At 58.1% G+C, this 23,608-nt stretch carries 22 protein-coding genes; 13 read left to right on the plus strand and 9 right to left on the minus strand.

Annotation, left to right across the window (positions count from 1 at the left end; genetic code table 11):
• The first annotated feature begins 106 nt into the window (after positions 1-106).
• The 4 genes from mnmE (at position 107) to H8699_RS07675 (ending at position 5,242) form a co-directional block, all read left to right on the plus strand.
• Entirely contained in the window at positions 107-1,474 is a 1,368-nt protein-coding gene (gene mnmE, locus H8699_RS07660) for a tRNA uridine-5-carboxymethylaminomethyl(34) synthesis GTPase MnmE (RefSeq protein WP_249285164.1), read from the plus strand.
• 24 nt (positions 1,475-1,498) lie between these two features.
• On the plus strand, positions 1,499-3,388 hold the full coding sequence (gene mnmG / locus H8699_RS07665) for a tRNA uridine-5-carboxymethylaminomethyl(34) synthesis enzyme MnmG (protein ID WP_249285165.1): 1,890 nt from the start codon (positions 1,499-1,501) through the stop codon (positions 3,386-3,388).
• A 4-nt stretch (positions 3,389-3,392) separates the two neighbouring features.
• On the plus strand, positions 3,393-4,139 hold the full coding sequence (gene rsmG / locus H8699_RS07670; RefSeq protein WP_249285166.1) for a 16S rRNA (guanine(527)-N(7))-methyltransferase RsmG: 747 nt from the start codon (positions 3,393-3,395) through the stop codon (positions 4,137-4,139).
• 170 nt (positions 4,140-4,309) lie between these two features.
• Positions 4,310-5,242: a ParB/RepB/Spo0J family partition protein gene (locus tag H8699_RS07675; protein ID WP_249285167.1), complete on the plus strand. Its 933-nt coding sequence runs from the start codon at positions 4,310-4,312 to the stop codon at positions 5,240-5,242.
• 162 nt (positions 5,243-5,404) lie between these two features.
• On the opposite strand, the gene H8699_RS07680 is transcribed toward H8699_RS07675, so the two are convergent.
• The 8 genes from H8699_RS07680 to H8699_RS07715 form a co-directional block, all read right to left on the minus strand.
• The gene (locus tag H8699_RS07680; RefSeq protein ID WP_249285168.1) at positions 5,405-6,337 is read right to left on the minus strand and encodes a ParB/RepB/Spo0J family partition protein; all 933 of its coding nucleotides are present in this window, start codon (positions 6,335-6,337) and stop codon (positions 5,405-5,407) included.
• Positions 6,338-7,111 carry a ParA family protein gene (locus tag H8699_RS07685; RefSeq protein WP_249285169.1) on the minus strand — a complete coding sequence of 258 codons (774 nt, stop codon included), beginning with the start codon at positions 7,109-7,111 and terminating at the stop codon, positions 6,338-6,340.
• Positions 7,112-7,247: 136 nt separating this feature from the next.
• Positions 7,248-7,514 carry a DUF1294 domain-containing protein gene (locus tag H8699_RS07690; RefSeq protein WP_249285170.1) on the minus strand — a complete coding sequence of 89 codons (267 nt, stop codon included), beginning with the start codon at positions 7,512-7,514 and terminating at the stop codon, positions 7,248-7,250.
• A 16-nt stretch (positions 7,515-7,530) separates the two neighbouring features.
• The gene (locus H8699_RS07695) at positions 7,531-8,643 is read right to left on the minus strand and encodes an AbrB family transcriptional regulator (protein WP_249285171.1); all 1,113 of its coding nucleotides are present in this window, start codon (positions 8,641-8,643) and stop codon (positions 7,531-7,533) included.
• Between the two features lie 161 nt (positions 8,644-8,804).
• Positions 8,805-9,527 (minus strand): lysophospholipid acyltransferase family protein, encoded by a 723-nt coding sequence (locus tag H8699_RS07700; protein ID WP_249285172.1) that lies wholly within the window; start codon positions 9,525-9,527, stop codon positions 8,805-8,807.
• Between the two features lie 12 nt (positions 9,528-9,539).
• Positions 9,540-9,851 (minus strand): thioredoxin, encoded by a 312-nt coding sequence (gene trxA, locus H8699_RS07705; RefSeq protein ID WP_249285173.1) that lies wholly within the window; start codon positions 9,849-9,851, stop codon positions 9,540-9,542.
• 75 nt (positions 9,852-9,926) lie between these two features.
• Positions 9,927-11,105: an aminotransferase-like domain-containing protein gene (locus H8699_RS07710; RefSeq protein ID WP_249285174.1), complete on the minus strand. Its 1,179-nt coding sequence runs from the start codon at positions 11,103-11,105 to the stop codon at positions 9,927-9,929.
• A gap of 344 nt (positions 11,106-11,449) precedes the next feature.
• Positions 11,450-12,121: a helix-turn-helix domain-containing protein gene (locus H8699_RS07715; RefSeq protein ID WP_249285175.1), complete on the minus strand. Its 672-nt coding sequence runs from the start codon at positions 12,119-12,121 to the stop codon at positions 11,450-11,452.
• Positions 12,122-12,328: 207 nt separating this feature from the next.
• On the opposite strand from H8699_RS07715, the gene H8699_RS07720 reads away from it, so the two are divergent.
• From H8699_RS07720 to H8699_RS07760, 9 genes are all read left to right on the plus strand, one after another.
• Positions 12,329-13,021 carry an iron-sulfur cluster assembly scaffold protein gene (locus H8699_RS07720; protein WP_138294730.1) on the plus strand — a complete coding sequence of 231 codons (693 nt, stop codon included), beginning with the start codon at positions 12,329-12,331 and terminating at the stop codon, positions 13,019-13,021.
• Positions 13,022-13,047: 26 nt separating this feature from the next.
• Complete coding sequence (locus H8699_RS07725; protein ID WP_138294729.1) at positions 13,048-14,043, plus strand: GGGtGRT protein; 996 nt, start codon at positions 13,048-13,050, stop codon at positions 14,041-14,043.
• Positions 14,044-14,458: 415 nt separating this feature from the next.
• Positions 14,459-16,228 (plus strand): hypothetical protein, encoded by a 1,770-nt coding sequence (locus H8699_RS07730; protein WP_249285176.1) that lies wholly within the window; start codon positions 14,459-14,461, stop codon positions 16,226-16,228.
• Between the two features lie 172 nt (positions 16,229-16,400).
• Positions 16,401-17,972 (plus strand): sodium/proline symporter PutP, encoded by a 1,572-nt coding sequence (gene putP / locus H8699_RS07735; RefSeq protein WP_138294728.1) that lies wholly within the window; start codon positions 16,401-16,403, stop codon positions 17,970-17,972.
• A gap of 448 nt (positions 17,973-18,420) precedes the next feature.
• Complete coding sequence (gene tyrS, locus H8699_RS07740; RefSeq protein ID WP_249285177.1) at positions 18,421-19,650, plus strand: tyrosine--tRNA ligase; 1,230 nt, start codon at positions 18,421-18,423, stop codon at positions 19,648-19,650.
• Positions 19,651-19,668: 18 nt separating this feature from the next.
• Positions 19,669-20,310: an IMPACT family protein gene (locus H8699_RS07745; RefSeq protein ID WP_249285178.1), complete on the plus strand. Its 642-nt coding sequence runs from the start codon at positions 19,669-19,671 to the stop codon at positions 20,308-20,310.
• A gap of 132 nt (positions 20,311-20,442) precedes the next feature.
• Positions 20,443-21,507, plus strand: a complete 1,065-nt coding sequence (locus tag H8699_RS07750; protein ID WP_249285179.1) for a branched-chain amino acid aminotransferase — start codon at positions 20,443-20,445, stop codon at positions 21,505-21,507.
• 181 nt (positions 21,508-21,688) lie between these two features.
• Positions 21,689-21,994: a hypothetical protein gene (locus H8699_RS07755; RefSeq protein WP_249285180.1), complete on the plus strand. Its 306-nt coding sequence runs from the start codon at positions 21,689-21,691 to the stop codon at positions 21,992-21,994.
• Between the two features lie 77 nt (positions 21,995-22,071).
• On the plus strand, positions 22,072-22,986 hold the full coding sequence (locus H8699_RS07760) for a prolipoprotein diacylglyceryl transferase (RefSeq protein ID WP_249285181.1): 915 nt from the start codon (positions 22,072-22,074) through the stop codon (positions 22,984-22,986).
• A 95-nt stretch (positions 22,987-23,081) separates the two neighbouring features.
• On the opposite strand, the gene H8699_RS07765 is transcribed toward H8699_RS07760, so the two are convergent.
• Positions 23,082-23,531: a hypothetical protein gene (locus H8699_RS07765; RefSeq protein ID WP_249285182.1), complete on the minus strand. Its 450-nt coding sequence runs from the start codon at positions 23,529-23,531 to the stop codon at positions 23,082-23,084.
• Positions 23,532-23,608: the final 77 nt, after the last annotated feature.

Below are 23,608 nucleotides of genomic sequence, written 5' to 3' on the forward strand. Positions count from 1 at the left end.
TGGCGGAAGGATTTTCCGGCGCCTCTTTTTGTTGCCGCTCTCTTTTAGCAAAGGGGAGAGACGTGCTATAATAGGGAAGCTTTAGTAAGGAATTTTGGAGGAGAAGATGGCAAGAACGATCGCGGCGCCGGCTACGCCGCCGGGACAGGGCGGCGTGGGCATCGTGCGCATTTCGGGCCCGGAAGCGCTGGCCGTGCTGGAGAAGGTCTTTAGGCCGCAAAAGGGCGGCTATCCCTTGGTGGCCAGGCGTATGACCTACGGCCGCGTGGCGGATGAGAAAGGACTGGTGGACGAAGCGCTGGCGGTCTATTTCGCCGCGCCGCACTCCTATACCGGGGAGGATGTGTGCGAGATCCAGTGCCATGGAGGCAGCATGGCGGTGCGCAGGGTATTGGAACGGTGCCTGTCTAACGGCGCGGCGCTGGCCCAGCCCGGAGAATTTACCAAGCGGGCCTTTTTAAACGGGCGGATGGATCTTTCCCAGGCCGAGGCCGTGATGGATTTGATCGGCGCGCAGAGCGAGCGGGCCCTGTCCCAGGCGGCAGACCAGCTCTCCGGCCGGTTAAGGGGCGAGATAGAGGCCATGCAGGACGCCCTGACGGACCTGATGGCCCAGCTGGAGGTGGCCCTGGACTACCCGGAGGAGGATGTGGAGGAGGAGACCCTCTCCAGCGTGGCGGCGCGCATCGGCCTTTTGCGGGAACAGGGCGGCGCGCTGCTGGCGCAGTTCTCCCAGGGACGACTGCTGCGGGAGGGCGCGCGGGTAGCCATTGTAGGGCGGCCCAATGCGGGGAAAAGCTCGCTGCTTAACGCCCTGCTGGAGGCGGACCGCGCCATCGTAACGGATATTCCGGGCACCACGCGGGATACGCTGGAGGAGACGTTGATCTTAAACGGGCTTCCCATCCATCTAGTGGATACGGCGGGGCTGCGCCAACAGGGGGATGCGGTGGAGCGCATTGGCATCGCCCGGGCGCGGGCGGAGCTGGAACAGAGCGACCTGGCCCTTTGGGTGGTGGACGGCTCGCAGCGCGCGGGAGAAGAAGACCGCCAGCTTGCACAAGCCTTGCGGGATAAGGCTGTGCTGATCCTGGCCAATAAGCAGGACTTGGAGCGGCAGTTTGATATAGCACTGCTGGAACAGTGGCTGCCCCAGGCGGAGGTGCTGGCCATCAGCGCGCTGACGGGAAATGGCCTAGATGAGGTCAAAAAGCGAATTTTTACCCGGCTGACCGGCGGCAATTGGGAAGAAGCGGGCGGCGCACGGCTGACCAATGCCCGCCAGGCCGCGGCAATGGCGCAGGCGCTTGCGGCGCTGGAGCGGGCGGAGGATTCCGCCCGGAGCGGACAAAGTCCGGATTTTGTGGAGATCGATCTGCGGGACGCCTTTGCGGCGCTGGGCGAGATCACCGGCCATACGCTGCATGAGCAGATCATCGACAGGATCTTTGAGAAGTTTTGCCTGGGCAAATAACCCGGTTATCTTAAAGGAGGAAATATGCGTTACAGGGCGGGAGATTACGATATCGTGGTGGTGGGCGCGGGCCACGCCGGGTGCGAGGCTGCGCTGGCCTGTGCGCGGCTGGGATTTAGGACTGCGGTATTGGCGCTGAACCTGGACGGCATCGCGATGATGGCCTGCAACCCCAATATCGGCGGCACGGCCAAGGGGCACCTGGTGCGGGAGATCGATGCGCTGGGCGGCGAGATGGGCCTGAACGCGGACGCTACGCTGATCCAGAGCCGCCTGCTCAATACCGCTAAAGGGCCGGCGGTACACTCGCTGCGGGCGCAGGTGGATAAGCGCCGCTATCACGAGCGGATGAAGGCCGTGATGGAGGATCAGCCGGGGCTGGATATCGTCCAGGCGGAGGCGGCGCGTATTTTGACCTGCGGAGGACGGATATCCGGCATCGAGACCTGCGGGGGCGCGGTGCTGGGCTGCCGCGCGGCGGTGCTGGCCACCGGTGTCTATCTTAAAGGGCGGGTACTGATCGGCGACCGGGCGTTTGCCAGCGGGCCCAACGGCATGTTCCCGGCCAACGCGTTTTCTGCCTCGCTGCTGGAACACGGATTTGCGCTGCAGCGCTTAAAGACCGGCACGCCCGCCCGGGTCCATCGGGACAGCGTAGACTTCAGCGTCATGTCCCGGCAGGAGGGGGATGCGCATATCCTGCCCTTTTCCTTTATGACGCCGGAGATAAAGCGCGAGCAGGTGCCCTGCTACCTGACCTATACCAATCCCGAGACCCATAAGATCATTTTGGAGAATCTGCACCTTTCGGCCATGTACTCCGGGCTGGTGGAGGGGATCGGCCCGCGGTACTGCCCCTCGATCGAGGATAAAGTGGTGCGCTTTAAGGATAAGGACCGCCACCAGGTCTTTATCGAACCGGAGGGACTGACCACCAAGGAGATGTATGTGCAGGGTATGTCCACCAGCCTGCCGGAGGCGGTACAGGTCAAGATGCTGCGCTCCATGGCGGGGCTTGAAAACGTCAAGATCATGCGCCCGGCTTATGCCATTGAGTACGATTGTATCGATCCAACCCAGCTGGGGCCGGATCTGCAGGCGCGCAAGCTGCCGGGGCTGTTTTTTGCGGGGCAGATCAACGGCTCCTCCGGCTATGAGGAAGCTGCGGCCCAGGGAATACTGGCGGGCATCAACGCGGCCCAATACGTAAAGGGCGAGCCGCCCCTGATTTTGGATCGGGCCACGGCCTATGCCGGGGTATTGGTGGACGATCTGGTGACCAAGGGCACCAAGGAACCCTACCGTATGATGACCTCGCGGGCCGAGTACCGGCTGCATCTTCGTCAGGATAACGCGGACCTGCGGCTGACCGCGCTGGGGCGCCAGGTGGGATTGGTAGAAGACGCGCGGTACGATCAAATGATGCGCAAGCGCGAGCAGGTAGAAAAGGCGCTGGCGGCCCTGGGGCGGGTGACGCTGCCGGCAGATGCGGCTTTAAAGCGGGCCATGGCGGAGAAAGAGGGCCTTGCGCCGCCGCAAAACGGAATCGGCGCGGACGCCCTGCTGCGCCGCCCTCAATGGGAATATGCGGACGTGCGGGAACTTTGCCCGCAGCTGCCGGAGATTTCCCGGGAGGCGGCCCAGCAGGTAGAGATCGGGCTGCGCTATGAGGGATACATCAAGCGCCAAGCGGCGCAGATCGCCGAATTTAAAAGGCTGGAGGGCCTAGCCCTGCCGGAGGAGCTGGATTACGCGCAGATCGTCGGACTAAGACTGGAGGCCCGGGAGAAGCTGAACCGCATGCGCCCGCGCACGCTGGGGCAGGCCAGCCGGATCAGCGGGGTCTCTCCGGCGGATATTTCGGTGGTGATGATCGAGCTGGAGCGGCGCAGGCGGCTGGAGGAGGAACGGTAAAGTAATGGAAGGGAATAACCATTTGGAAGTCGCCGCGCAGGCGGCGCAGCGGCTGAGCATCCTCGCCCGGGAGAGAGGGCTTACGCTCACAGCAGGGCAGCAAAAACAGTTTTGTACCTATGCCGGCCTGCTTTTAGAGTGGAATGCGCGGATCAACCTGACCCGTATTGTCGACGCGGAGGGAATCGCCGCCCTGCACTTTTTAGATAGCGTGATGCCCTTAACGATCGAAGGGCTGATCCCGGAGGGCGCAAGGGTGATCGACGTGGGCAGCGGGGCAGGCTTTCCGGGAATCGCGCTTAAAATTATGCGGCCGGATATCCAGCTGACGCTGAACGATGCGCTGCAAAAGCGGCTGAATTTTTTAGAAGAAGTCTGCACAGCGCTTGGGATAGAAAGGGTTCAGTTTGCGCACGGCCGCGCGGAAGAGGTGGCCGCGCTCAATAGCCCGTTGCGGGAGGCGTTTGATATCGTGACGGCGCGCGCGGTGGCGGCGCTGCCCATATTGGTAGAATGGCTGCTGCCCCTTTGCAAGGTGGGCGGGCGCGCGCTTTGCCTGAAAGGGGAGGCGCCTGGCGAGGTAGAGTCCTCCGCCCGCGCACTGCAGGCGCTGGGCGGAAAGGTAGAGCGCATCATTCCGCTTCCGGTCCCGGGGGGAGAAGCCCACCGGCTGATCCTCTGCAGCAAACAACAACCCACTACAAAGCGCTTCCCCCGCCGCCCGGGGGAGGCAAAACGCAAGCCTTTGTAATTGCGAAAACTGTCGAAATACAAAGGAAACAGGAGAAATATAGAGAAAATAGGAGTAAAAATACTGTCGAATCATGCAGAACGATTCTTATCCACAAATTTAGCTAAAATTGCAGGAAATAGAGAAATATTATAGAACCTTTTGCATAACAAAGTGCAGGAGGTTTCTCTATGTTTACGATAAAAAACCCATCCAATTCTCACCCGCAGGGGGGCTATCCTACGCCCACCATGCTTACCTCCATCCCGGTAAACTGTATATTGCCCAATCCCTATCAGCCGCGAAAGGTGTTCCCGGATGAATCGCTGCAGGACCTATGCGAGTCGATCCGGCAGGTAGGGTTGATTCAGCCTATTAGCGTGCGAAAGCTCGGCGGCCCTTATTACGAGTTGATTGCGGGCGAGCGGCGCCTGCGCGCCTGCCGGATGGCGGGCATACGGAGGATCGACGCTATCGTGCTGCCGGCCAACGATCAGGATTCGGCCATGGTGGCGCTGGTGGAAAACCTGCAGCGCGAGAATTTGAGCTTTTTTGAGGAGGCGGAGGGGTATTATAACCTGATTAACGAGCACGGCTTCACCCAGGAGGAACTGGCCCGGAGGATGGGCAAAACGCAATCCGCCGTGGCCAACAAGTTGCGCCTGTTAAAACTCTCGCCGGCGATCCGGCGGCGGTTGGCCGAGTCTACTCTGAGTGAGCGCCACGCCCGCGCCCTGCTGCGCATCCACGACGAAAAGGTGCAGGAGAAGCTGCTGGAACAGTTCATCAGTCGGGATATGACGGTGCGGGCGGCGGAAGAGTTGGTGGAGATGACCCTGCAAAAGCTTTATGCGGACCGCAGCCAGCGCGGTGAAGACCTGGGAAACGTCAAACCACGGGTGAAGCGGGCTATGCGGGATTCGCGCCTGCTGCTCAATACCTTCCGGCGGGTGGCTAAGGATATGCGTGTGGTGGGAGCGAATATCCAATATGAAGAATCCGCCAGCGAGGAATTCTGGGAAGTACATATCCGTATCCCCAAAAATCGCGGAGAAAAGGAAGCGCAGCAGCTCGCAACGGGTGCGGGCAATAAGATCATGGCGATCGGCGGACACAATGGATAGATAGTGTATGTTTCACGTGAAACAAGAAGGGGTGTGCAATAGGGCTTCCAAATGGGTAGCGTCACAAAAAAGCGCCGGTGAAGAGGGGAAAACAAAAGACAAAGAAAAGCGGACTGTTTCACGTGAAACAGTCCGCTTTATTTATAGAAAGCAATGTCGCTTTTAGTTATCGCCTTTAGACCCCAGCGAAGCGGCTAATTCGTAAATGCGTTCCAGATCCTCGCGGGAATAATATTCTAACTGGATCTTTCCCTTGTCAGTTGTGCCTTTGATCTCGATGCGTGTGCCAAAGGCCCGGCGCATGGTCTCCTGCACAAGGGCCAAGTCCTGCGACTGCGCAATGCTGGTTTCGGACGCCGGCTTTGGCGGCTTGGTCGCTGCTTTGACCAGTTGCTCCGCCTGCCGGGCGGAAAGCTCTTTGCCGGCGATCTGCTCCGCCAGCTCTAATTGCAGCTTGCTATCGTCCAGCGCCACCAGCGGCCGGGCCTGTCCGGGGTTCAGACGGCCGTCCTTGAGCATTTGCTGGATCGGGGCCGGCAAAGCCAGCAGTCGCAGGCAGTTGGCTACCGCGGGCCGGCTGCGGCCGATTCGCTCCGCCACGGCCTCCTGGGTAAGGGAGAATTCATCCATCAAAGCCCGGATGGAAACCGCTTCTTCAATGGGATTCAGGTCCTGCCGCTGAAGGTTCTCCACCAACGCCAGTTCCATTTGATCCCGCAGCTCCACCTCTCGCACCAGGGCGGGGATGGTTTTGAGCCGGGCCGATTTGGCGGCCCGCCAACGCCGTTCGCCGGCAATGATGCGGTAGCGCCCTTTCTCCTGTGGGGCCAAAAGGATGGGTTGCAGTACGCCGTGGGTCTTAATAGAGGCGGCCAAAACCTTCAGCGCTTCCGGATCGAAGGTCTGCCGCGGCTGATCCGGGTTGGGGTCGATCAACCGCAGGGGGATCTCCTGTATGCCGCCGCTGGCGGAGGGCTGTTCAGGCGCTGTTTCGGCCTGCTTCTCGGCCTGTGCCCAGTCGGGGAGACCGCTATCCGGCGTGGCGATCAGGGCGCCCAGGCCACGGCCCAGGCCGCCGCTCTTTTTTGCACTCATTTACTTTCCTCCTTTTACCCGGGCAAGCACCTCGTCGCTCAAGGCCAGGTAGGCCTCCGCGCCGGGGCAGCGGGCATCGTATTGCAGGATCGGCTGACCATAGCTGGGCGCTTCTGCCAGGCGAATATTGCGGGGAATGACGGTCTCAAACACCTTTTCGGCAAAGAAACGGCGCACTTCTTCAGAAACCTGGCTGGAAAGGTTGGTGCGGGTATCGAACATGGTCAGCGCCACGCCCAGCAACTCCAGATGCGGATTCAAGTGCTTGCGGACCAGATGTACGCTGTTCATCAGCTGCGTCAGCCCTTCAAGGGCGTAAAATTCGCATTGTATGGGCACCAATACACAATCCGACGCGGCCAGGGCGTTCACGGTTAACAGCCCCAACGACGGAGGACAATCCATTAAAATAAAATCAAAGCGATCAGAAAGGCCGCTCAATGCCCGCTGGAGCACGTATTCCCGCGCCATCATGGAGACCATTTCCACCTCGGCGCCCGCAAGGGCGATGGAGGAGGGCAAAAGGTCCAGATTTTGGACTTGCGTGTGGATCACGGCGTCGGGGCTGTCGGCCTCGCCGACCAGCACCTCATAGATCGAAGCGCGCTCTTGGTGTTTGTCCACCCCCAAGCCGCTGGTCGCGTTGCCCTGCGGGTCGATATCTACAATTAAAACCCGCTGGCCCTGCTTTGCCAGGCAGGCTGCCAGGTTGACCGTGGTCGTCGTCTTGCCCACGCCGCCTTTTTGGTTGGCGACGGATATGATTTTAGCCAAATGCAAAATCCCCTCTCTATAAGGTACAAACTATATTATAGAAGATTTCCCCGCCTATTGCAATGAAGGGATCCCCGCCCAAAAAGAAAACACCGCCGGCGGCCTGTTTACGAGGCCCGGCGGTGCTGACACGCGGTCAATATTTGAGCAAAATCCACACCAGTATTAAATGCAGCATAATGAACAGCGGCATGGAAAGGGTAAATCTCTTTTTACGGATCTTATGGCGGAAAAGCAGCATCCCCGCGCCAAAACCCAGGCAAGCGCCCAGCGCACAGAGCGCCAGCAGCCGTCTTTCCGGGATGCGGCGGCGGTTACGCACGGCGGCCATCTTATCATAACCGCACAGGCTGAAACCCAGCAGGCTGATAAAGCCGTAATACAGTGGCAGAAGGGTCTGCATCCACATCTCGCCCATATCAGGTTACCGCGCCGATGACCAAGGCGATGACGGAGGGGAAAAGGGCCACGACGGTGATGATCCGCGCAATGTGCAGGACCGAGACCTTAGGCCCGCTGGCGCCCAACTCGTCGGCGATCAGCGCCATATCTGAGGCCCCTGCGGGTGTGGTGGCAAAAAGCGCGGTGGTCAGATCCAGCATTTTAGCCTTATAGATGATGTACCCCAATCCCAGATTCATGATAACATAGCCAAAGATCAAAATAATGGCCGGGACGATGATGGTCCGCATGGCCAGGATATCGGCCAGCGTCAGGCCTGCGCCGATCAGTGCGCCCGAGCCGACCTGCGCCGCCTGCCGCACGAATACCGGCATATAGGCCCGGCGGGTGATCAGGTTAAAGGCCGCGGCAAAGAGCAGGGAAAAGGTCATCGTCCCCGCCGGGATCGCCAGTTTATACCCGATAAAGCCGCCCACGCCGCCGATGGCCAGCGTAATAAAGGTATATAGCACCTGCTGGCGGCGGGTAAGGGCCGCGTATTTTTCAACCGGGATATCTTCAGCCACAGCGTCAGGCTGGGATGCAGGCGCATCCTGCGCGGCAGCTTGGCCCTCGGCCTGCTGCTTTTTCAAGGTCCGGTTGGCCAGCGTTTTGAGCATGGGCGGAAACAGCAGCATGACAAAGAGCAGCCGGGCCGTCTGCATGATGGCGACCTGCGAGGTGTTCGCCCCCATATCCGCGCAGATCAGGGAGATATCCATGATGCCGCCGGGCACGGAGGAGAAAAGGGCTGTAGAAATATCCATTCCGCAAAAATAGTACATGGAAAGCCCCAACAGGATATTGATGATCAGCATCCCCGGGACCATGACGAAATAGGGCTTGATGACGCTTCTAAGCTCCTTGACGTTTTCGGGCTGGATGCTCAGCGCGATAAAAGAACCGGCTACCGATTGTGTGACGGGGCGCAGCGCGTCGGGGAAGTAGGCCAGCCCCGTGCAGACGCTGAGCGCCGCCACGGCGAACATCGACCCCACCATAAAGGGCGCCGGGGCTTTGATCTTGGTAAAAAGAAAGCCGCCGGCCACGGCTACGGCAATGGTCAGCAGGCAGGTCCAAAAAAGTTCCACAGTTTACCCCCCAAAAATGCATATTACGCAAAGCTAAAACGTTATAGCAACATTATATGCAACTTTAGAGCGAATGTCAATGGAAAGCTATGAGGGAGGGAATGCTATAGAAATAAAAAAACGGACGGGGTGTCCCGTCCGCTCCAAATGCGCTTTTTGTTTTAATGATTCTCCTGTAGCGCTTCGGCGATCAGCTGATAGATGCGATCATTCATGGCTGCGGCGTCCTCGCGCGTTAGGCCCGCGGTATCCAGTGGCGGGAGGATTTTCAGCCGCACTGTAGCGGGCTTGACCCAGATGCCCTGCTGCTCCATCACGCGGAAGGAACCATCTACCGCCAGGGGAATGATGGGAACTTGGGCGCGCTGGGCGATCTTCATCGCCCCGAACTTAAACTCGCCCATCTTGCGGCCGCGGCTGCGCGTCCCCTCGGGAAAGATGATGACCGAATGGCCGCCTTTGAGCGTATCTACGCTCTTGAGAATGGACGCCAGCGCCTGACGGGGATGATCCCGATCCAGAAAAACGCACTGCAAAAGGCTCATCCAGTACTTGACCAGCGGAACCTTAAGCAACTCTTTTTTTGCCACAAAGGCGTGCGGCCCATCCAAATGTGATAGCAGCACCGGAATATCAAAATCCCCCTGGTGATTGCTGACATACAGCACCGCGCCCTCTTTTGGCAGATTTTCCCGCCCTTCTACGATCACACGGGTCCCTGCCAGGCGCAACAGCGTGCGGGCCCAACGGGTCACGTGGATATCCAGGATGCGATCCACCCCTGCGGTATCTCCCCGTTTGGCCAGGGACTGGCCGCGCCACATGGCGGGCAGCGCATAGATGAGGTACGCTGCGAAGTAGAGGAACATGATGATCGTGCGCATACGGCTCCTCCTCTACAGTGCCAGCGCCGCGCGCAGCTCTGCCTTACCGGTGACGCCTACCAGCGACTGGTGGAACTGACCATCCTTGAGAATGACCAGGGTAGGGATGCTTTGGATAGCAAATCGCTGTGCCAAGGCGGGCTGCTCGTCAATATTGATCTTGCCGACGGTGACGTCGGGCAGCTCCTGGGCCAGCGCCTCTAAAACGGGCGCCTGCATCTTGCAGGGGGCGCACCAGGGAGCCCAGAAGTCCAGCAACACCGTTTTTCCGGGGGCCAGGGCCAGCGAATCAAAATTATCCTGGGTGATGGTGACGGTATTCATAGGGCATCGTCCCTCCTTGTCGATAAAATAAGGGCGCACGCGGGTCTTGCTGCCCTGGCGTGCGCCCGGTCTGCCTTACAGCACGTCGCTGATGACCTCGCCCAAAATCGCGATAGCCTTTTTGATGTTGGCCACGCTGGGCATGGAGAAGTTCAGGCGGAAGGTATTGGTTCCCGTGCCGTCACAGTGGAAGCCCGCGCCGGGGACAAAGGCCACGTTGTGCTCGGTCGCTTTCTTCAGCAGCGCCGTGGTATCGATGTACGGCGGCAGGGTAGCCCAGACGAACAGCCCGCCCTCCGGATGGGTGACCTTGACCTGTGCGGGGAAATTCTCGGAAATAGCCGAGAGCATGGCCTCCATCTTCACGCGGTAATCGTTGCACAGCTCCGCGATATGGGGGACAAGTAGCCCCTCTTTCAGGAACTCAGCTACGATGGCCTGCGAGAGATTGGAGGTATGCACGTCCGCACCCTGCTTGCCGATGGTCATCTTTTGCATCAGCTCGGGGGCGCCGATGGCCGCGCCCACCCGCAGACCTGGGGAGATCAGCTTGGAGAAGCTAGCCAGGTACAGCACATAGCCCGCCTCGTCGAAAGAAGCGATGCTGGGCAGCGCCTCGCCGGCATAGCGCAGGTCGCGGTAGGGGTCGTCCTCCACCACCAGCAATTCATGCTCGGCAGCGATGCGGGCGATGGCCTTGCGCCGCTCCAGCGTCAGCGTGCGTCCGCTGGGGTTCTGAAAGGTGGGGATGATGTACAGGAACTTGGGCTTGCCGTCCTTTAGGGCCTGCTCCAGCGCCTGGGGGATCAGCCCATCCTCATCGGTCTCCACCGGCCGGAACTGGGCCTGATAGGTCTTCATGGTGTGCAGCGCACCTAAAAAGGTGGGATTTTCTACCAATACAATATCACCCGGATTGACCATGGCCTTGCACACCAGATCCAGCCCCTGCTGGGAACCGGTGGTGGTCAGCACGTGGTCCACGTCCGTATGGATGCCCACGCCGGGCAGCCAGCGCACGATCTCCTGGCGCAGCGGCATCCAGCCCTCGGTCGCGCCATACTGCAGTACGGAAGAGCCCTGCTCCTCCATCAGCTTTGTGGTGATGCGGGCCACTTCCGCGCAGGGGAAGGTCTCAGGCGCGGGGTTGCCGCCCGCAAGCGAGATGATCTCGGGGCTGGCCAGCAGCTTAAAGATCTCCCGGATCGCATTTCCAGACAGGTTTTGTAACCGGTCGGCATATTTTAGATTCATGTTTTCTCCCTCCGACTTGCCATATCATATGCGCGCACAATCCCGCCGGGGCCGCGCGGCGCGAAGCGGGATTGCAAGATTTAATCGCTAACATTCATTATCGCCGGGTTGGGCGAAAAAGTCAACCTGGACAGCGGCTAGGAGAAGATTTATCCGGGTAAAATAAAACCGGCGCGCAGAAATGCTTCTGCGCGCCGGCCCTATGTCAAAAGGCAAGGGAGACGATCCAAATTCCTATCAAAACAGGCTAATCAAGCTTTTTGATAGGAACTGCGGCCTTCGTTGCCTTCCGATAAGTATGATGCCCCCGTACGGGGAAATCATACGCCTGGCTTTTTACTATTTTATGGCAGACGGATCTGTGCGGAAATGGCCCGGGCCACCATTTTAAAGGCACCGTTTTCAAGGGCGGTCGGCCCCACTTTATAGCCGCCGGCGATCTTTTCCACAGTGCCGATCAGGTTGTGCGAACCCGCACGAACCCAGGCGACCGTCCCCACGCGGGGCGCAGATTCGCGCACCATAAAGAGCGTGTCGCCCTCATGGATGCCTAAAGCGCGTAGACTGTCGTCCGGTATTTTGAGGTAGAGCACGCTGCCAGCGTCAAAACCTTGAATCTTGCCCCTTTCCAGCACCAGTGTGCGCTTGGCGACCTGCTCGCCCCTTATGTTGAGTACGGGCACATCCTGCATCAGCCCGGCCAGGGCGTGGTTCCACTGCTCGTTGGGCTGCGCCAGGGAGGGGCGCTGCGCGGCGGGCTTGGCCGGTTTAGGCTTGGCAACGGGCCGGACCGGCGGAGTGGATTCCTCCGCCACCGGGGTAAAAGCCTCGGACAGATCGCCCTTTTCCCCCAGGAGAGACAGGATGCGCGCGGCCTGTTCATCGGTCGGGATGCGGCGGCCCTCTTCTACTTCTTGCAAGAACTTATCGGCAATACCGGCTTTTTTAGCTATTTTTTTGCGGTCCAATCCCTTTTGTACCCGCAGCGTATGGATCTGATCTCCTAAACGGCTCATCGCTCTGGCTCCTTTCCCAGCGGAAGGCTTTTTAAATATTGTAGCAAACCGGCCGCCCTTTGTCGAGGCGGCGGCCTAACGCCAAATACGAAATTGTGATAAAATTAACAAAGCAACCTGTTCCATCGCTATGTGTTTTATGGTATAATTATTTGGGTTTTTATCAGAACTTATCGCTGATAATCATTGACAAGGGAGGAAGGTTAGATGCAATATTCCAAAGAAGTGGAAGAAATGTGTTGTGTGGCCAAAGGCCCCAAGCATGGACCGGCACCGATTCCTGAAGAGGGAAAATGGGTCAAAGCTTATGACGTCAAGGATATCTCCGGCCTGACGCACGGCGTTGGCTGGTGCGCTCCGCAGCAGGGTACCTGCAAGCTGACGCTGAACGTGAAGGACGGCATCATCCAGGAGGCCCTGGTGGAGACCCTGGGCTGCTCGGGCATGACGCACTCGGCCGCTATGGCTGCCGAGGTACTGCCGGGCAAGACGATTCTGGAGGCCTTGAATACCGACCTGGTTTGCGATGCGATCAACGTGGCCATGCGCGAGCTGTTCTTGCAGATCGTCTACGGCCGTACGCAGACGGCGTTCTCCGAGGGCGGCCTGCCCATCGGCGCCGGCCTGGAGGATCTGGGCAAGGGCCTGCGCTCTCAGGTGGGAACCATGTTCTCCACCGCTGAAAAGGGCGTGCGCTATCTGGAAATGGCCGAAGGGTACGTGCTGGAGCTGGGCCTGGATAGCAATAACGAGGTCATCGGCTACAAGTTCGTGCACCTCGGGCGCATGATGGAAATGATCCGCAAAGGCGTGGGCGCGCAGGAAGCTTACGACAAGTGCGTAGGCACCTACGGCCGTTTTGACGAAGCGGTTAAGACCATCGATCCGCGCAACCAATAATTTGTTAGCAGGGAGGGTTAAAATCAATGGCTACCTTTGAAGGTTATGAACGTCGAATCGGCAAGATCGAAGCTTGCCTGAAAGAATACGGCTATTCCTCGCTGGAGGATGCGCGCGACGCCCTGCTGGCGAAGGGCGTAGATGTGGACAAGATCGTCCGCTCCATCCAGCCCATCGCTTTTGAGAACGCGATTTGGGCCTATACGCTGGGCGCGGCTGTGGCGCTGAAAAAAGGCTATAAAAACGCGGCGGATGCCGCTGAGCTGATCGGTATCGGCCTGCAGGCTTTCTGCATCCCCGGCTCGGTTGCGGACCAGCGCGAAGTGGGCCGCGGCCATGGCAACCTGGGCGCGATGCTGCTGCGGGAGGAGACCAAGTGCTTCTGCTTCCTGGCCGGGCACGAGTCCTTTGCCGCTGCTGAGGGCGCTATCGGTATCGCCCGCACCGCCAATAAAGTCCGCAAGGAGCCTTTGCAGGTCATCCTCAACGGCCTTGGCAAGGATGCGGCGTATATCATTTCCCGCATCAACGGCTTTACCTATGTGCAGACTGAGTACGATTATGCCACCGGCGAGCTGAAGATCGTCAAAGAGACGCCGTACTCCAATGGCGATAAGGCTAAGGTCCGCGCTTACGGCGCAGACGATGTTTCTGAGGGCGTGGCCATTATGCGCCACGAGAACGTGGATGTTTCCATCACCGGTAACTCCACCAACCCCACCCGCTTCCAGCATCCGGTGGCCGGCACCTATAAGAAGTGGGCTGTGGAGCACGGCAAAAAGTACTTCTCCGTGGCTTCCGGCGGCGGCACGGGCCGCACGCTGCATCCGGATAACGTGGCCGCCGGCCCTGCCTCTTACGGCATGACCGATACCATGGGTCGCATGCATTCCGATGCTCAGTTCGCCGGCTCCTCCTCTGTGCCCGCGCACGTGGAGATGATGGGCCTGATCGGCATGGGCAACAACCCCATGGTCGGCGCCACCGTTGCCGTGGCCGTAGCGCTGGAGGAAGCGCTGTAACAGCGAAATACGAAAGGGATTTTCCAAAGCAGGGCGTTTGGTGTGACTGTCACCTAATGCCCTGCTTTTTTATAGACGCACTGGTGCGAGAAGATGAGTGTGTCGGCGACAGTCTGTTATACGCAAAGAGTGGCTGCCTGTATTTCTCGGTACCATTTTGCAGTGAATATTTTTGCTAGCGGCTGAACCAGTATATATCAAAATGTATTGCGAAAGCCCCCTATCCTGCCAAGGAATTTTCTCCTCGGGGGGAATGGCAGCGGGGGAATGCAGGTCTCCATCTTATGAATACAGGAGCTTGATGGATGACATAAAAGCAGGTAGAATAAAAATATCAATATGATCAACTCTCATTAATTCAAGTACGTTCTTAGAAATGATAAGTTGAATAAACATCATCCGGCAGGATCCTTGTATGGTGCAGTTTTATAAAAAAGCGAGGTGCTTCCTCATGGCGAAAGAAGGGCTGAAAACCCCGGTCTTGCGAGTTGTTAGGGCATGGCTTCTTGCTTGGGTTGTTCTCGTGCAATGCGGCTGTGCCGCACCACCCGCAGAGAGCTCGCAGACGTTAAGCGCTAAACTGACGATCGTAGACAAGTCGGGGGATATCTACTGGACGGCCGGAAACGCCGTTGTACATCAGGAGGGCCATTACCAAACGGGAATGATCACGCCGGACGAAAGGCATCTTGCGGCAGTTCAGGAAGATGGAACGCTGATGGTCGGCGGTGCTGGCGCACCGATCCAGAAGATAGACGAAGGATTTTACCAGTTCGGGGAAGTGACAGATCAGGGTTTTAATTATATTGTAGAGGTAGAGCGCTATCCGCTCAGTACGGTGGAATCGGTTTTAAGCACGCTCATATCGGACGAAAAGTTTGATGGAACCGTAGAACAGGCCCGAGCAGAAATGCTGGCGGCGGGCTACCCTGAAACGGTAGGCGGCGCAAAGAATTTCTACCTTTCTATTGTAGGCAAAGCCTATAACGACGTGCATAAGCCACGTAAAGCTTCATTTTTTGTGCCGCGGCGGTACGATTTTGAGATGGGAGAAATCGTGGGCCCAGAGCGGGGAAGCGATGTGACGGATGTTGTTGCGGCTGCGCGTGGGCTGACCTGCGCGTTTGTCACGGCGGGCGGGCGAAAAATCCAGGTGCTTAAAGAGGGCGCGCGCCAGCCGGAGCAAGTTGCGCGGCGTGAAAGCAACGTCCGCCTCATCGATGTTTCCGGGGACGGGCGTATGGTCTTTTGGAGCGAGGCAGAGAGTCAGGAGCAGAGGATATCCTATTTTTATGCCCTGGACGGCCAGGTCGAATGCTTTGCAACTCTGGAGGAGGCGGAGCGCGTCCATTCGATTGCCGCCGAAGCTTATATCCACGAAACCGGCGAGGCTGCGCTATTCATCTGCCCGTATGACGATGCGATTTATCGCTATGATAGGGGTTTGGGCATGAGGCGTTTTGCGTTAGAAAAACCGATTACCGATATCAAACTTTGGAACGATATCGAAGTTCTCTCGCGCGATGCGGATAGCGACTGGGATGGAATCTATACGGTTGTGGGGCGGGAGGGCAATCGAGAGGAGCTCTTATATTTATCCGCCGACGGAACCATAAAACGCGTTTTGGAAGATGCGGATCTCACCTACATGCAGATTTGTAGAGGAATGATCTATTATCAGGATCGGGCGGGCGCGCTCCACCGGGCCGCGCTGTCGGAGGGGAATTTAAGCGGAGATGCTCTGTTGGACGAGACGGTTAACAGTTTGGCACTGACGCCTGATGGTCGGGGAGTGTACTATACCCGAGCCCAAACAGAAGGGGAGAGTATCCTCTGCTTTGCACAGTTGGACGAGCCGCCCGTACAGATCGGCGAGATTTCGGATCGGATTTGCAGTGTAGGCATGGATGGAAGCGCGTGGTTTACCGCTCCCGGCGAGAAGGCAGTGCAGCTAGACCAGCCGCTGAGCGGAACGCTGATGTGCTATCACGACGGCGTGTTGTCTCCTATAGGCGCGAATCTCTGGGCAGTAGGGCGTCGGGTGGACCAGAAAGGCTATCTTGACCCGCAATTAAACTATTTTATCCAGTTTGTGGGATGGGATGACCACGAGCAACCGAATTATCGTTTAATGCGCTATCAGAACGGAAAACTTGAAGTGGCGATAGAGGATACGAAGCGGTAAGGCGTCCAGCGAAGCGTGCCCAAAAGGCGACATGGGGCAGGAATACAGGCATTAGCGCGATAAAGCCATTGTCAACCTGTTTATAATCAATTATAATAAACGGATGAGAGCGCTGCCTGGGCGGATGGGGGCATAAGAGGCCGCCCGGCGGTAAAATTGAGGAGGTTGTACGATGACGGGAGACAGTATACAAACCTTGATCGCGATGGTCGCCTATATGGCCGTCGTAATCGGGATTGGGCTCTTTTTCGCCAAGCGGGCGAACCAGAGCAGTGAGGACTACTTTATTGGCGGGCGGTCTTTAGGGCCATGGGTCGCGGCCATGAGTGCGGAGGCCTCGGACATGAGCGGCTGGCTGCTGATGGGCCTGCCGGGCGTGGCGTATTGGTGCGGCATCAGCGATGCGGCATGGACGGCGATCGGCCTGGCGGTGGGCACGTACCTGAACTGGCTGCTTGTAGCCAAGCGCCTGCGCCGCTATTCTACGCTGGCGGGCAATGCCATTACCATTCCGGACTTCTTCAGCAACCGCTTCCGCGAGAACAAAAAGGTGATCATGACCATTGCGGCGCTGTTTATTCTGGTATTCTTCACCGTTTACGCGGCTAGCTGCTTTGTGACGTGCGGCAAGCTGTTCAGCAGCCTGTTTGGCCTGCCCTATCAGTGGATGATGGTGGCCGGCGCGCTGTTCGTAATCCTTTATACCTTCCTGGGCGGCTTTCTGGCGGAGAGCGTTTCGGATTTCATGCAGGGCGTGGTGATGATCGGCGCCCTGGCTACGATCCTGATCGCCGGGACCATCGCTGCGGGCGGCGTGGATGCGGTGGTGCAAAACGCACAGTCTATCGACGGTTTCTTTACCTTCTTCGGCATCGCGACGCCGCAGGTGGACGCGGCGGGCGTGCAGCAGATCTCCGAGGCGGGGGCGCCGCTGTTCGGCGCGGCCGGGGATTATGGGCTGCTGACCATTATTTCGACGCTGTCCTGGGGCCTGGGCTACTTTGGCATCCCGCAGGTGCTGCTGCGCTTTATGGCTATCCGCAAGGCGGATGAGCTGCGCAAATCCCGGCGGATCGCCACGGTATGGGTACTGATCTCCCTGTTTGCGGCGGTATGCATCGGCCTGATCGGCCGGGCGCTGTTCCCCACGGAGAGCACGCTGCTTACGGCCGGCGGGGCGGAAAACGTGTTTATCGTGCTTTCTACGCACCTGCTGCCGCCGCTTATCGGCGGCGTGGTCATGGCCGGTATCCTGGCGGCTACCATCAGCTCTTCGGACAGTTATCTGCTGATCGCCGCGTCGGCCTTCTCCAAAAATATTTTCCAGGGCGTTTTGAAAAAAGACGCCACGGATAAACAGGTCATGACGGTTTCGCGTATCATTCTGTTGGCGATCGCCGTTATCGGCATGCTGATCGCGCTGGATGAGAATAGTGTTATCTTTAAGGTCGTATCCTTCGCCTGGGCGGGCTTTGGCGCGACTTTCGGGCCGATCATGCTCTTCTCGCTGTTCTGGAAGCGGACCAACCGCGCGGGCGCCATCGCGGGCATGCTCACCGGCGGCATCATGGTCTTTGTCTGGAACATGCTGCTGCGGCCCTTGGGTGGCTGGCTGGATATTTACGAGCTGTTCCCGGCCTTTGTGCTCAGCTGCATCGCCATCGTGGTGGTGTCCCTGCTGACCAAGGCGCCCTCCAAGGAGATCCAGGATGAGTTCGAGCAGGCAAAGACGTTTGAATGCTAATGCTTTAGATGAGGCAAGGGGCGCTTGACGGCGCCCCTTGTTTGCATAAATTTACCGGTTTGGAGAAATAATTGCCCTAAGGCATTGGCAAAAAGCCGGTCGGGTGCTATAATGATAAAAAATTTCGAGGGGAGGCGGCATAAGATGAAAGGGACTTCGGCGGCGAACTATTGCGGGATGGTCCTTTCCGGTGTCGCCTATGCGCGCGTATACGTGCAGGGCTCTATTTACGTTGGCCCGGCCGGAGTTGTGCTGCCCCTTGATAGATGATGGATTTTGCGGCAGAAAAGCTTCGGTCAAGGACCGGAGCTTTTCTTTTTTCCGCTCCCCGTTATCTTTACGCCGCGGCGCTGGCTTGCTATACTGAAAAAGGCGTTTTGTGGCGGGGCGGCTCATGCGGCACCATTAAGACGCGCGGATGCGAGAGGATGAAGGAGGACAAAGACCCATGCACGTAATGGATACCCTGAAGGAACGCGGATTTATTCAACAGGTCACCCACGAGGAGGATCTATACCGGCTTTTCGACCGGGAGCAGGTCACCTTTTATAACGGTTTTGATCCCACGGCGGACAGCCTGCACGTCGGGCACTATATCCCGGTGATGGCTATGGCGCATCTGCAGCGGGCGGGGCACCGGCCCATTGCGCTGGTGGGCGGCGGCACGGCCATGGTGGGCGATCCTTCCGGTAAATCGGATATGCGCAAGATGATGACGCGGCAGATCGTGGACCATAACGCGGCGTGCATGAAAAAGCAGCTTTCCAAATTTTTGGACTTTGGCGAGGGCAAGGCGTTTGTGGTGGACAATGCCGACTGGCTGCTGAACCTGAATTACGTTGAGTTTTTACGGGATATCGGCGTGCATTTCTCAGTCAACCGGATGTTGACGGCGGAGTGCTTCAAGCAGCGGTTGGAGCGCGGGCTCTCCTTTTTGGAGTTTAACTATATGCTGATGCAGTCCTATGACTTTTTGGTGCTCTATCAAAAATACGGCTGCAAACTGCAGACCGGCGGGGACGACCAGTGGAGCAATATGCTTTACGGCGCGGATCTGGTACGCCGCAAAGAGCAGGGCGAGGCTTTTGCGCTCACCTTTTCGCTGTTGACCAATAGCCAGGGCGTCAAGATGGGCAAGACCGTGGCGGGCGCATTGTGGCTGGACCCGGCCAAGTGCTCGGCCTACGATTTTTACCAGTACTGGCGCAATATTGACGACCGTGACGTGGAAAAGTGCCTGGCACTGCTGACCTTTATGCCGATGGAAGAGGTCCGGCGGCTGGGCTCCTACCAAGATGAGAAGATCAACGAAGCCAAACGCATCATGGCTTATGAGATCACCCGCATCATCCATGGCGATGAGGCGGCCAAACAGGCACAGGATGCGGCGGAAGCCCTGTTTGGCGGCGGCGCAGACGTCGGATCCATCCCCACCAGCCATATCACCTGCGAGATCTTTGAAAATAACCGCCGGGTGATCGACCTGCTGGCGCTGTGCGGCCTGTGCAAATCCAAGGGCGAGGCGCGGCGGTTGATTGCGGGCGGCGGCGTTAAGATCGAAGGGGAGAAAGTGGCCGATGTGGAGCAGGAGGTGGACCCGAACCGGTACGACGCGCGTACCTTCACCCTGCAAAAGGGCAAAAAGGGCTTCCACCGTTTCGTTGTGACGGAGGACTAAAGCATACGGAGGCGGCTTATGGAGATCACCAGCTATCGCTCGCTGGCGGCGGAGGGCAAAAGCGAGGCGGTTATCAAAAAGTCCCGCTTTTTAGGCTATGCAGCCCCGATCGAAAGCGAGGCGCAGGCGCTCGCCTTTATCGAGGATCTGCACAAAGCCCATCCGCTTTCCAGCGCCATTGCCTATGGTTATATGGCCGGGATGCGCCAGAATATACAGCGGTTTTCAGATAGCGGAGAGCCATCCGGCACGGCCGGGATGCCGATACTGGATGTGTTTAAGCAAAAGGAACTGACCAACGTGGTTTGCGCCGTGGTACGCTATTACGGCGGCATCCAGCTGGGCGCCGGCGGGCTGACCCGGGCGTTCTCGGGCACGGCGGCCCAGGCCATCGCCCAGGCGGGCATCGCGGTGTGGCAGCTGTCCTACAAGATTGGGCTGCATCTGGATTATGGGATATGGGGCAGCGCGGAGAACTATCTGCAGCACTCCCCCTTCCGGGTGCTGCACACGGATTTTGGGCAGGATGTGTACCTGGAGGTGCTGCTGCGCGCGCAGGAGGAAGCGCTCTTTACGGCTAAAATGCGTGATATGACCAGCGGCGGCGCACAGCCGCAGCGCCTGGATACCCTTTATTGGCCCTGGGATATCCTCGAATAAAAGGCGGCGCCGGGGCAAAAGGGGCCATAAAACGGCGTAACCGCTTGCGGGCGAAAGCCGGCAGGTGTATGATAATGTTACATGTAAAACGGTAGGATTAAGGCTGCCGGGCAGCCGGATTGGAGGACGAATATGCAATTGACAATCGAGAAAGCCAAAACACTCAAAGCCAAACCGACGGATGAAAGCAAGTTGGGCTTTGGCAATATTTTTACGGACCATATGCTGACCGTGGTCTACAGCCCGGAGGAGGGCTGGCACGATGCGAAGATCGAGCCTTACCACGCTTTTCAGATGGATCCGGCAGGCATGGTGCTGCACTATGGCCAGACCATTTTCGAGGGCCTTAAGGCGTACCGCTGCAAGGATGGGAAGATTCGCCTGTTCCGCCCGGAGCAGAACTTTATGCGCATGAACCGCTCGGCCGAGCGGCTGTGCATCCCGCAGATCGACGTGGACTTCATGGTGGACGCGCTCAAAAAACTGGTGGAATTAGAGCAGGATTGGGTGCCCTCTACGCCCGGCACGTCGCTGTACATCCGGCCTACCATCATCGCGTCGGATCCGCACCTGGGCGTGCGCGCATCAAACCACTATATCTTCTATATCATCCTCTCGCCGGTAGGCGCCTATTATGCCACGGGTCTGGATCCTGTGCCGATCTACGTGGAGGATAACTACGTGCGCGCGGTGCGCGGCGGCACCGGCGCAGCCAAGACGGCGGCCAACTACGCGGCCAGCCTGCTGGCGGGCGAGGAGGCCAAGAAGCTGGGCTATTCCCAGGTGCTTTGGCTGGATGGCGTTGAGAAGAAATATGTGGAAGAGGTGGGCTCCATGAACATCTTCTTCCGCTTTAACGACGAGGTGACCACTCCGGCGCTGGTGGGCAGCATCCTGCCCGGCATCACCCGCATGAGCGTGCTGCAGCTGGCCCAGGATATGGGGTATAAGACCACGGAGCGGCGCATCAGTATTGAAGAGGTGTTTGACCGCTATGATAAAGGCGAGCTGCTGGAGGTATTCGGCACTGGGACGGCTGCGGTGATCTCCCCGGTGGGCGAGCTCAAGTGGAAGGATCGCGTCATTAAGATCGGCGACGGCACCACGGGCGAGCTTAGCCAAAAGCTGTACGATACCCTGACGGGCATCCAGTACGGTGAGCTGCCGGATAATCACGGCTGGATCACCATCCTTTAAGGGGCGCTGATGAGGGCCGCCCGGTTGTGTTCCGGGCGGCCTTTTTTACCCTTTCAATCAATATACAAAAAAGGTAATAAAAATAACGTTTAAGTCAGAAGTTGTTTTCTTTTAATTGACAGCAAAATACGAAGCTCATATAATAAGAAAGAATCCTAAATGAGAGAGGAGTAATTTAACTATGGAGCAGAAAAGTAACGGTACGGCAGTAGCTAGTCTGGTGTTGGGTATCATCAGCGTTGTTTGTATTTTCCTGTGGCTGACCATTTGGGGTACTTACATTGGTTTGGCGCTGGGTATCGTCGGTTTGGTGATGGGCGTTAAGGCGAGAAAAGAGGGCGCCGCTGGTGTGGCGACCGCTGGGTTCGTTCTTTCTATCATCGGCCTGGTACTGAACGCGATCATGTTCTTCTCCTGCGCGATCCCGCTGGGCTGTGCGGCGTGCGCGGGTCAGTCTTTGCTCAACGAGCTCAACAGCTTGATGTAAGGCCAGTGCAATAGACAAAATTTAAACAGCAGTCCTTCCTGGGCTGCTGTTTACTTTCATATTAAGGAGAATGTAAATTGTATCCATTTATCCATCTCTTTGGAAATGTCACCCTGCCCACATATGGGGTGTTGTTGATGTGCGCGGTGGTGCTGGGGATCATCCTGGCGCTTAAGCGCAGCGCGCGTTACCACGTGAAGCGGGATGATGTGATCTATGCCGCCTGTTACATCGGCGCGGGCGCTATTATAGGCTCCAAGCTTTTGTATATGCTGACCATGATGCCCTGGATCGTGGAGAACTTTGCCTTGATACAGAGCAATCCTCAGCAATTTTGGCTGACGGCGTTGGGCGGGCTGGTCTATTATGGCGGGTTTATCGGCGGGGTTGCCGGTTTGCTGCTTTACAGCAGGCAGTATAAGGTCGACAAGTGGGCGTTGCTCAACGCCATCATTCCGGCGCTGCCGCTGATGCACGCCATCGGCCGGGTAGGCTGCTTTATGGCGGGCTGCTGCTACGGCTGCCCGGCCGAGCCCCCGCTGGGCGTGATCTTTGCGGCCAATTCCTCCGCCCCCCAGGGGGTTGCGCTGTTGCCGGTACAGCTGTACGAAGCGGGGTTTAACCTTGTGCTGTGTGTGGCGCTGTACATTATCGGCAACCGCACCCATAAAAAGACCGCGGTGCTGGGCACCTATCTGATCGCCTACGGCCTGGAGCGGTTCGTGCTGGAGTTCTTCCGCTATGACGCGATCCGCGGCGTATGGGGCGGCCTTTCCACCTCGCAGTGGATCAGCGTGATCCTGATCCCGATTGGGCTGTACCTGATCCTGAGCAAGCGCTTTAACCAGCCCATGCAGCTGGATGAAGCGGATCCGGGGGCTGGCCATGCACAGCCGGAAGGAGAAGAAAGTCTGCCGCCGCAGGAGGAAGGCAGCGCCCCGGCGCAGGAACCCGATGCAGAGCATCTCTCAGAGGACGAACCTAAGGAATAACGCAGACCGCACTTTTTGATCCATAGGCAATATAGAAAACCCCCGTCGGGTACCTGGCGGGGGTTTGATGTTCTGACGAGACCCGTGCGCGCGCATTAGCCGGCGGGCCATACAAAGTCGCCGGTAGAGAGCATGATATCGAATAAAAAATGCGATTGCATATCCGTAAAAGGGTAGTAAACGCTGTTGAGCAACAGGCCCTGATTCTTCCCGGGTTCGGGCAGGAAAAAGGTGAGCAGGTCGCCGTTGCGCAGCTCGATCTCGATGCTGGCAATATAGCGGATATCGCTGGGCGGAGGCGCGGCATGCACCGTATCAAAGGGAAGGGTGCGTACAGCCTCGATCATCAACGCGGTTTCCTCCCGGCTCAGACGCGTGTTTTGCTGAGGTTCGCCAGGCGGGCAGAGCAGTACGTCGATGCGGGAGGCCGTATCCATTTGCAAGATCTCAAGCGGCGAAACCTCTGCCGGCCTTAAAAATGTGCAAAGATAGGTAAAAAGCGCCAGCAATAGCGTAACGCCGGCGATGTATAATACCCGTTTCATCCGTTTTGCCCTCCTTTCCCCGGCTTGTATGCCCAGTGTAACATGCGCCGCAATTGTGCGCAAGGCGCGGCGGGCAG

Source organism: Luoshenia tenuis (genome assembly GCF_014384745.1).
Classification (GTDB): domain Bacteria; phylum Bacillota; class Clostridia; order Christensenellales.

Excerpts from the sequence above, each read along its gene's own strand:
- H8699_RS07700 (WP_249285172.1), bottom strand. The coding sequence starts at position 9,527 with ATGCGCACGATCATCATGTTCCTCTACTTCGCAGCGTACCTCATCTAT.
- H8699_RS07715 (WP_249285175.1), bottom strand. The coding sequence starts at position 12,121 with ATGAGCCGTTTAGGAGATCAGATCCATACGCTGCGGGTACAAAAGGGA.
- H8699_RS07725 (WP_138294729.1), top strand. The coding sequence starts at position 13,048 with ATGGCTACCTTTGAAGGTTATGAACGTCGAATCGGCAAGATCGAAGCT.
- H8699_RS07710 (WP_249285174.1), bottom strand. The coding sequence starts at position 11,105 with ATGAATCTAAAATATGCCGACCGGTTACAAAACCTGTCTGGAAATGCG.
- H8699_RS07755 (WP_249285180.1), top strand. The coding sequence starts at position 21,689 with ATGGAGCAGAAAAGTAACGGTACGGCAGTAGCTAGTCTGGTGTTGGGT.
- H8699_RS07750 (WP_249285179.1), top strand. The coding sequence starts at position 20,443 with ATGCAATTGACAATCGAGAAAGCCAAAACACTCAAAGCCAAACCGACG.
- H8699_RS07765 (WP_249285182.1), bottom strand. The coding sequence starts at position 23,531 with ATGAAACGGGTATTATACATCGCCGGCGTTACGCTATTGCTGGCGCTT.
- H8699_RS07680 (WP_249285168.1), bottom strand. The coding sequence starts at position 6,337 with ATGAGTGCAAAAAAGAGCGGCGGCCTGGGCCGTGGCCTGGGCGCCCTG.
- putP (WP_138294728.1), top strand. The coding sequence starts at position 16,401 with ATGACGGGAGACAGTATACAAACCTTGATCGCGATGGTCGCCTATATG.
- H8699_RS07720 (WP_138294730.1), top strand. The coding sequence starts at position 12,329 with ATGCAATATTCCAAAGAAGTGGAAGAAATGTGTTGTGTGGCCAAAGGC.
- H8699_RS07745 (WP_249285178.1), top strand. The coding sequence starts at position 19,669 with ATGGAGATCACCAGCTATCGCTCGCTGGCGGCGGAGGGCAAAAGCGAG.
- tyrS (WP_249285177.1), top strand. The coding sequence starts at position 18,421 with ATGCACGTAATGGATACCCTGAAGGAACGCGGATTTATTCAACAGGTC.
- mnmE (WP_249285164.1), top strand. The coding sequence starts at position 107 with ATGGCAAGAACGATCGCGGCGCCGGCTACGCCGCCGGGACAGGGCGGC.
- H8699_RS07730 (WP_249285176.1), top strand. The coding sequence starts at position 14,459 with ATGGTGCAGTTTTATAAAAAAGCGAGGTGCTTCCTCATGGCGAAAGAA.
- H8699_RS07690 (WP_249285170.1), bottom strand. The coding sequence starts at position 7,514 with ATGCAGACCCTTCTGCCACTGTATTACGGCTTTATCAGCCTGCTGGGT.
- H8699_RS07675 (WP_249285167.1), top strand. The coding sequence starts at position 4,310 with ATGTTTACGATAAAAAACCCATCCAATTCTCACCCGCAGGGGGGCTAT.
- mnmG (WP_249285165.1), top strand. The coding sequence starts at position 1,499 with ATGCGTTACAGGGCGGGAGATTACGATATCGTGGTGGTGGGCGCGGGC.
- trxA (WP_249285173.1), bottom strand. The coding sequence starts at position 9,851 with ATGAATACCGTCACCATCACCCAGGATAATTTTGATTCGCTGGCCCTG.
- rsmG (WP_249285166.1), top strand. The coding sequence starts at position 3,393 with ATGGAAGGGAATAACCATTTGGAAGTCGCCGCGCAGGCGGCGCAGCGG.